We start from the raw sequence: 6,665 nt of genomic DNA, 5'->3' as shown, positions 1-6,665 counted from the left end.
CGAAGTGGCACGTACGCAGGACGTCTGGGGCGCCGAAGGCATTAGCGGTCGCGTTAAGTTTTTGCCGCTTGCTTGGGCTGGGATGCCCAAAACAAGCTTTCGCAAAAATAGCGACTCCCCGCTAAAAATGTAGATCGACCTCTCTCCACCTCAAGCACCTCCCTTTTAGTTGAAGGTCAACTAGATCCGTCTTCGTCAATTCCAAAATCATCCCTAGTGGCCATTACTAAATATCCTTAGCACTTTCAGGGCTAGGCCACATTTGGGCACCATGCAGAACCCTAATAATTTCTATTCTATCCACCACTCGATAAACAATAATTAGTTTCGTCCCCACCACTACTCGCTCTCGAGTACCTTTAACCTTTCCCGCCCTGCCTATTTTAGGATGCTCAAGTAATCCTTTTGATGAATCTTTTATACGTAAATAAACATCAATAGCAGCATCTATATTGTCTTGTGCAATATATTCGGCAATATTGTCTAGATCGGCTTCTGCACTTCCAAGCCAAACAAGCTCAAGCATTGGCTCTAGCTTTTAGTTTTTCAATTTTAGTATCTATTCTTTCTTCCATGACATCTTGGCTCACCCATACGGCTGCAGGAGACTTAGCTTGCTCTAACCCTATCTGAACTTGTTCCCTAAACCATTTATCATGCTCTGCAGCTGCATGAGCTTGTTTAAGAACAGTCGACTTATCAGGACGCTTAACCCCCATTGTTTTTTGAGTGGGATCAAACTTTTCAGTATCGGTATTAAAATGAACAATGCCTAGATCTCGTAGATATTTAACTATGGTCTCAAACCGTTTAAACTCTCGCACCTTGCGAGACTTGGAAAGCAATGTTTTGTCATTGTTACCCACCTGAGCTATTAGCGACCAAGAGGCACCTTGCCCAACAACAGTAGCTGACTTAACCGCTCCAGCTTCAACTAAATGTTTTAATGTATTGTGATCGACTGTTCCAGACTGCATATTAGACTCTTATTTATAATAAGTTGGGGTTGATGGTAATTATAAATGTACCATTGTACTATTACAATATCATCTTGCTATTTAACATAGTGTCCGTTATTTGCATCGAGCTTCTGCTCCTTTTAAATCACTGCCTGATTTATAGGAGGTTATATTTGCAATTTTTTGGTAAAGATCTCCTAGATTTTCAACCGATTCATTATAAAGAGCTTTTAGTTCTGGATGATTCTGAATAACAGGGTGACCTCCTAAAGAGTTTTCTAAATTACATTGCTCAATATAAGTTCGATCTAAAGCCTCATGGTAATGGAGCTTATCAAGATTAACGTTTTCGTTACCGCTTCTTTTCATAAGGTTCTGTCGCATAAATCCCCCTTCCCGACGGGTTCTGTCGCAAGTATTGTTGGAAATGCAGGAAGCCTAGTCTTCAGGCATAACTATCCTGCTAAAGCCATAAACTGCTTATAAGCAGGAATATTCTCCTCAGCCAATTGTCCCTTTCGGATCATATGTGCTGTTTCAATTCCATCAATGGTTGCTTGAGCGGAGTGAAACGCTTTAAAGTAATGTGTTGGCTAGTGTTGGTAAGGTGTGGGTAACGTCTTTTCGTTATCCACACCTTACCAACACGTCCCTTTAGGGAGCCAATATATTCCCCACATGAACGGGTCAGAACTTGCAAAATGCGCCTTGTAGGCATTACAGGGGCTAAATTTACTTGTATGCGAACGTGAAAAACAAAATAGGACGATTAGCTATGGCGATCAACGATGAGAATATACATGACAAGGATAAAAAAGCCTTAAAACATTTCTTAAAAGGTAAAGAAATATGGAACGAATATGTTAAGAGTCACTCAGAGAAGGTGGATTTTTATGAGGTGAATTTTTCAAATTGTGTTTTTAATCGGCTTAGGACTTCGTAACCGTTTCCGACTCTGAATACGGATTTTTATCAGAGGTAGAGACAACATGAACCTCTCCTATATCACGAGAAGGCGTAGGGATTTTTTTGCTAATCCGAAGTGCGCTAGGGCGGCTGGAGCATCGCCTATTTGCTGCGTAGGTGAACGGATTACGGCGACAGGAGTCCTGGAATTTCGTGAAGTAGCATGGAGGTCATCGGTGCGGCCGCTGCCTGTGGATAATTAGAAGTTACGGATAAGCGTTGTTACCCAGTCTTGAAAGCAGAGACTCCAGCCTTCCTGAAACCAGATTGAAATTAGTTTTGCCTTGCCAGACCAGTTTTTGCGAGCCTGATTCTATCTTGAATTTAGGTGTATTGGCTACCCAGTTACCGGGGCTGGTAGCCGTAAGTTGAATTTGGGGCTTATCATCTACATTTATTGGGAATGCACCTTGGTACGGGATATCTACGATTGAGCGCTGTATCCTGCCTGGTTTTTCTCGCCATAATGTTGCTGAGTAATGGATGCCTTTGGGTTCGAATAGCCACCGCAGTACACCTTGCTCCTGGCTAAGTGTTATCTGCAGTATTTGGTCTTTGCCTTCATTTATGCTGGCAAGAGCATCATTTATAACGGGGCTGATATCAATGGGTTTGAAATTGCCATTTTGATATTGAAGAAACTGTATATCAGCAAGGTCTATTTGCTCGGCTTCGACTATTTCTTCTAAAAGTAGCAGGCTATTGATTTTATTAATAAAAATAAGTGCTGTCGCGGGTGTTTGGAGTTTTGAAATATCATAAGCCCTGCGAGCTTCGGTACCAACAAAAACCCAATAATTACCATCTTCATTCGCATCAAGGATCAGTGCTTTTTGAGAAAAATCAGACTCAAGGGCAAAGTGATACATTGCTTCGGATTTTTGAAAATCGCCTTGTTTGTGTCGCTTTTCATCTTGTAGCCCTTTAAAACTGGCTGTGGCGACGATTAAGACCAGTAATGACCTGATTACAGTAGAATTGCGGGAAAAATAGCTTGAAATGGTATTTTGTGTGGCGGGTTTGAATACGATAGCAACCCATATGCAGACTGCTGTCCAGAGAGTAAATAGATACCTGTCAGCGTAATTTATACCAGGGTAAACAGTTAAGGGGAGTAGCGGGACAACTACAACGATAAGGGAGACTATTAGTAAGGGAAGGTTAATAAGCCTGTTAAATGCCGTTACCAATGACATAATAGCAATTATTATTATCGCCACCAGACCCCAGTTATATTGGTCGAAAAGTAAAAAGGCCAGATTGGATAATTGTTTTAAAGTATTGATAAAATCTATATCACTTGAGCTGGTAACATACCCACCCACCCAGGATCCAAGCACCTTATGGCGCCAAAAAGCATAGCCAATAACTATCAGCACAAATGGCAGCATTGCCAGCAAGCGTTGCTTAAAATTTCCGGCCGGAAGTACCAGAAATAACCCAAGCAGGGGCACATAAACCTCTTTGCAGGTCATTGCTAATGCATACAAAATAACAGCAAGTGCCAGCTTAAAATGCTTGCCATAACGCACATAATGCGTAAAAAGGTAGAGGCTAAGCAGGGAAAACAACATACCTGTCAGGTAGTGGTTGTTCATTAATTTTTGTGTTAAGTGATATGTTGGTCTGCCCGTTAAAAATAGAGTGACCCCAAGTATTACCGAGGGTAGTGGTAGCCAAAGTCGTAACAGGGCAAATAGCGATAATGCAGTACCCATGGTTATCAATAATAGGTGTGCATAGAAATTGCCGGGGTTAAAACCGAAGATTGACAGGTTCATGTCATAGAACAGGGCGTTCCAGGGTGTAACGTTAGCACCTGATTGAGTGCGAGTAATGATAGGGTCAAAAAAATACTGCCAGGGGCTGTATTCGGTTGCAAACATTAGATGGAAGCCGTCGTCTGATCGCCAATACCCTTCAAACGCATTAGCGTGCAGTAAGGATGTCAGTAACACAGTGAAGCAAATAATAAATAACCATTCAATGCGGTCGGGCACTGGTTTACTGATAAAAGGTGCAAACTCAGATTTGTATTGAGTGAAATTAATCATCTGCATATAAAATTAGGAAAAAATTTAGCATGAGTGGGGTTGCTAGGTGTTGTGCTGCATGGGTCATTAGTTTGTCTATACGACTACTTTAGCTCTGAATACATAGTCAAGAACGAACCAGGCAATAAATACCCGCAGTAATGAGTACCATTCCCAGTAGTTTTAAATGGCTGATTTGTTCACAAGGTCTAAATTAAGGCTGTAAAATAGAATTATTTGGTTGTAAATTATTTCGAGTTGGGCTGTCATGGCTACCTCAAATAAAATCATCACTCCGCTTAGGCTCCGTTTCCCTGATTTTAAGCGAACGACTGATATTTAAAGGCAAAAGTAACGCTTTTAATTCTTTGAAAACAATGTCCTTACGCTTGCCAAAAACATAAGCGAGTACCGTGTTGGTTTTATGATCAACAGCATGCCATAGCCAGCGTTGATTGCTTTTATTTCCTACAAAAGACCACTGTTCATCCATTTCGGCTTCATCACAGCAGACCTGTTCTAGTCTGACTTCCAATGGTTTCCCTTGATCAAAGGTCTGAAAAAGAGGGTTCACTTGAACAAGACTGTTTTCTTTGTTTTTTAAAGTACGAGTCACCGTATTTTTATTGATTTTAAGAACCCTAGCCGTGTCTCGAGTGCCACTACTATTGATAGCCATTTCGACAACGTGTTCTTTGGTTCCAAATTCACATGCTTTATAACAATATTCCAACATGAAGGTGTTGGTTGAGCAAGCTGTGGTCTGGCAACGATATCGCTGCACACCACGATCGCTACTACCTGATTTCATCAGGTTGGAATTAGTACAGTTAGGGCAGGTGATTTCTTGATAATATTTCATGAGGGAATTATGCAATAAATCACTTTCTTATTCTATTGCTCTCATGCTAAACACAGGTTTAACCCACTACCATAATCTGCACATACCTTATAGATACCTTTAAGGTTAGATTTAATACCTATACGGTGATAAGTAACTGAAGTTTCCCAATAATTATTTATGGTAAAATCGAAACTATGCTACAACTATATGAAAAAAATAGTCTTTTCATTCGTTTCAGATGCTATTGCCTAAGGGGAATTAAGTAGGGGGTCGCTATAAACATGGCAAAACCACCTAAAATAAACCTCGATACACCAGTATTGTGTATTTCAGCTACTCAATAATTGGGAAAGAAATGACCGTGAGCTATTTACCTCATTTGGAAAAAATGGTTACATTTTTCGTTATCAAATCATCGATTAAAAAGTTGTGATTTTGAAAATCTGGCATGCCCGTGAAGATCGATAAAAATAAAGACTTTATTACTAAACTATTAACTTGAACCGCCCTTCCCTGACTAACCACCTATAAGGTATCTTATCAATACCCAGTAATAACCTTAAAGGTTAGATTTATAACCGCAACAAGTGCGCCCGCCACTCATTCCAGCAAAGCCTTACCAACACTGAATACCTTGTTTTTCCTTTAAATAAAAACACCTTTTTGCATTGAAATATTTGGTACCTGATAGTTATGCCACTATACTTAATTCATAAGGTATCTTATAGGTTATATTAAGCACCTAATGAGTACCGTATAGATTAGATAAATAACCTATTCAATACCGAACAGGTTAGATTTATTGCAACAATTTAGAGGTGAAAATGATTATATTGATTGGTAGTCAAAAAGGAGGTTGTGGGAAGTCTACAATCGCAACAAATATGGCAGCGGCATTAGCTGTTGACGGTAAAGATGTAATGCTTGTTGATGCAGATAAGCAAGCATCAAGCTCAAATTGGTTTCTTGATAGGTCTGAAAACTCAGATTTACCACAAGTTAATTCTGTCCAGAAATATGATGATGTTCGTGCATCTATTTTGGATTTAAGTAAGCGTTATGAATACATAGTAATTGATGCAGCTGGTCGAGATTCAGCCGAATTGCGCACAAGTATGATTGTAGCCGATATATTGGTGATGGCTATCCGCCCTAGTCAATTTGACCTTGATACTGTACCTAAGATGCAAGAAATATACACAGATGCCAAGATGTTGAATGAGAAATTGAAATTTAAGGCTGTGATTACAATGGGACCCACTAACCCTATCATCAATGAGGCTGAAGAAACTCAGGGATTTCTTGAGAATTATCCTGATATTGAACTATTAGATACGATCATCAGGGAGCGCAAGGTTTATAGAGATGCGATAAAAGGTATTGGAATGGGTGTTGTTGAGATGAACAATCCAAAAGCAAAGAAAGAAATTCAAGATTTCATGAGTGAGGTGCTGAAATGAAAGCAAAAACAAATTTTAAGGTTCGAGGACAAAATAAAGTTTCTGAAGTAGTTGATGAAAATGCGGTTAAGGAGTTTGTTGGTAAGGCTGATAAAACATCCGCTGAACTGGAGGTTGTACTGTCTAAAGAAGTTGAGCTGGATAAAAACGACAAACCATTTTCAGATGATCCCAAAGCTCCGCGTAACTACAAACTAATGACAGCTCGTTTCAATAAATATGAAATAGAAATTTTGGATCAACTCGGTACAGAATTTGGCGTTGATAGAATGAATGTTCTTCGAATTGCTTATATGGCACTAGCCAAAGACAAAGGCATTATTTAATAAATAGAATACCTGTACGGTTTTACTTATCTGAAGTTTCCCAATTATTGAGTAGCTGAAATACACAATGCTGGTGT

Annotated in this window: 7 protein-coding genes and 2 pseudogenes; 3 read left to right on the top strand and 6 right to left on the bottom strand. The window is 39.7% G+C overall.

Annotation, left to right across the window (positions count from 1 at the left end; all coding sequences use genetic code 11):
* Nucleotides 1-226 precede the first annotated feature (226 nt).
* The 4 genes and pseudogenes from CDZ78_RS10110 to CDZ78_RS24525 form a co-directional block, all read right to left on the bottom strand.
* The gene (locus CDZ78_RS10110) at nucleotides 227-526 is read right to left on the bottom strand and encodes a type II toxin-antitoxin system RelE/ParE family toxin (protein ID WP_087869910.1); all 300 of its coding nucleotides are present in this window, start codon (nucleotides 524-526) and stop codon (nucleotides 227-229) included.
* Entirely contained in the window at nucleotides 519-977 is a 459-nt protein-coding gene (locus tag CDZ78_RS10105) for a ParC-related protein (RefSeq protein WP_087869909.1), read from the bottom strand. The genes CDZ78_RS10110 and CDZ78_RS10105 overlap by 8 nt, the downstream gene beginning before the upstream one ends.
* 96 nt (nucleotides 978-1,073) lie before the next feature.
* On the bottom strand, nucleotides 1,074-1,343 hold the full coding sequence (locus CDZ78_RS10100; protein WP_087869908.1) for a hypothetical protein: 270 nt from the start codon (nucleotides 1,341-1,343) through the stop codon (nucleotides 1,074-1,076).
* A 71-nt stretch (nucleotides 1,344-1,414) separates the two neighbouring features.
* Nucleotides 1,415-1,540, bottom strand: a pseudogene (locus CDZ78_RS24525) (IS6 family transposase); the annotation flags it as partial.
* Between the two features lie 408 nt (nucleotides 1,541-1,948).
* Here CDZ78_RS24525 and CDZ78_RS21220 point away from each other — a divergent pair.
* On the top strand, nucleotides 1,949-2,128 hold the full coding sequence (locus tag CDZ78_RS21220; protein ID WP_140413987.1) for a hypothetical protein: 180 nt from the start codon (nucleotides 1,949-1,951) through the stop codon (nucleotides 2,126-2,128).
* A gap of 3 nt (nucleotides 2,129-2,131) precedes the next feature.
* Here CDZ78_RS21220 and CDZ78_RS10085 read toward each other — a convergent pair whose 3' ends face one another.
* Both CDZ78_RS10085 and CDZ78_RS10080 read right to left on the bottom strand, forming a co-directional pair.
* Nucleotides 2,132-3,979: a hypothetical protein gene (locus CDZ78_RS10085; RefSeq protein ID WP_140413986.1), complete on the bottom strand. Its 1,848-nt coding sequence runs from the start codon at nucleotides 3,977-3,979 to the stop codon at nucleotides 2,132-2,134.
* A gap of 307 nt (nucleotides 3,980-4,286) precedes the next feature.
* Nucleotides 4,287-4,820: pseudogene (locus tag CDZ78_RS10080) on the bottom strand (IS1 family transposase); the annotation flags it as partial.
* An 806-nt stretch (nucleotides 4,821-5,626) separates the two neighbouring features.
* Here CDZ78_RS10080 and CDZ78_RS10075 point away from each other — a divergent pair.
* Nucleotides 5,627-6,262, top strand: a complete 636-nt coding sequence (locus CDZ78_RS10075; RefSeq protein WP_087869904.1) for a division plane positioning ATPase MipZ — start codon at nucleotides 5,627-5,629, stop codon at nucleotides 6,260-6,262.
* Nucleotides 6,259-6,588, top strand: coding sequence for a hypothetical protein (locus CDZ78_RS10070; protein WP_087869903.1), 330 nt, complete (start codon nucleotides 6,259-6,261; stop codon nucleotides 6,586-6,588). The genes CDZ78_RS10075 and CDZ78_RS10070 overlap by 4 nt, the downstream gene beginning before the upstream one ends.
* Nucleotides 6,589-6,665: the final 77 nt, after the last annotated feature.

It is taken from the genome of Bathymodiolus platifrons methanotrophic gill symbiont (assembly GCF_002189065.1).
Taxonomy (GTDB): Bacteria; Pseudomonadota; Gammaproteobacteria; order Methylococcales; family Methylomonadaceae; genus Methyloprofundus.
This window is presented reverse-complemented; position numbering and strand designations above follow the sequence as displayed.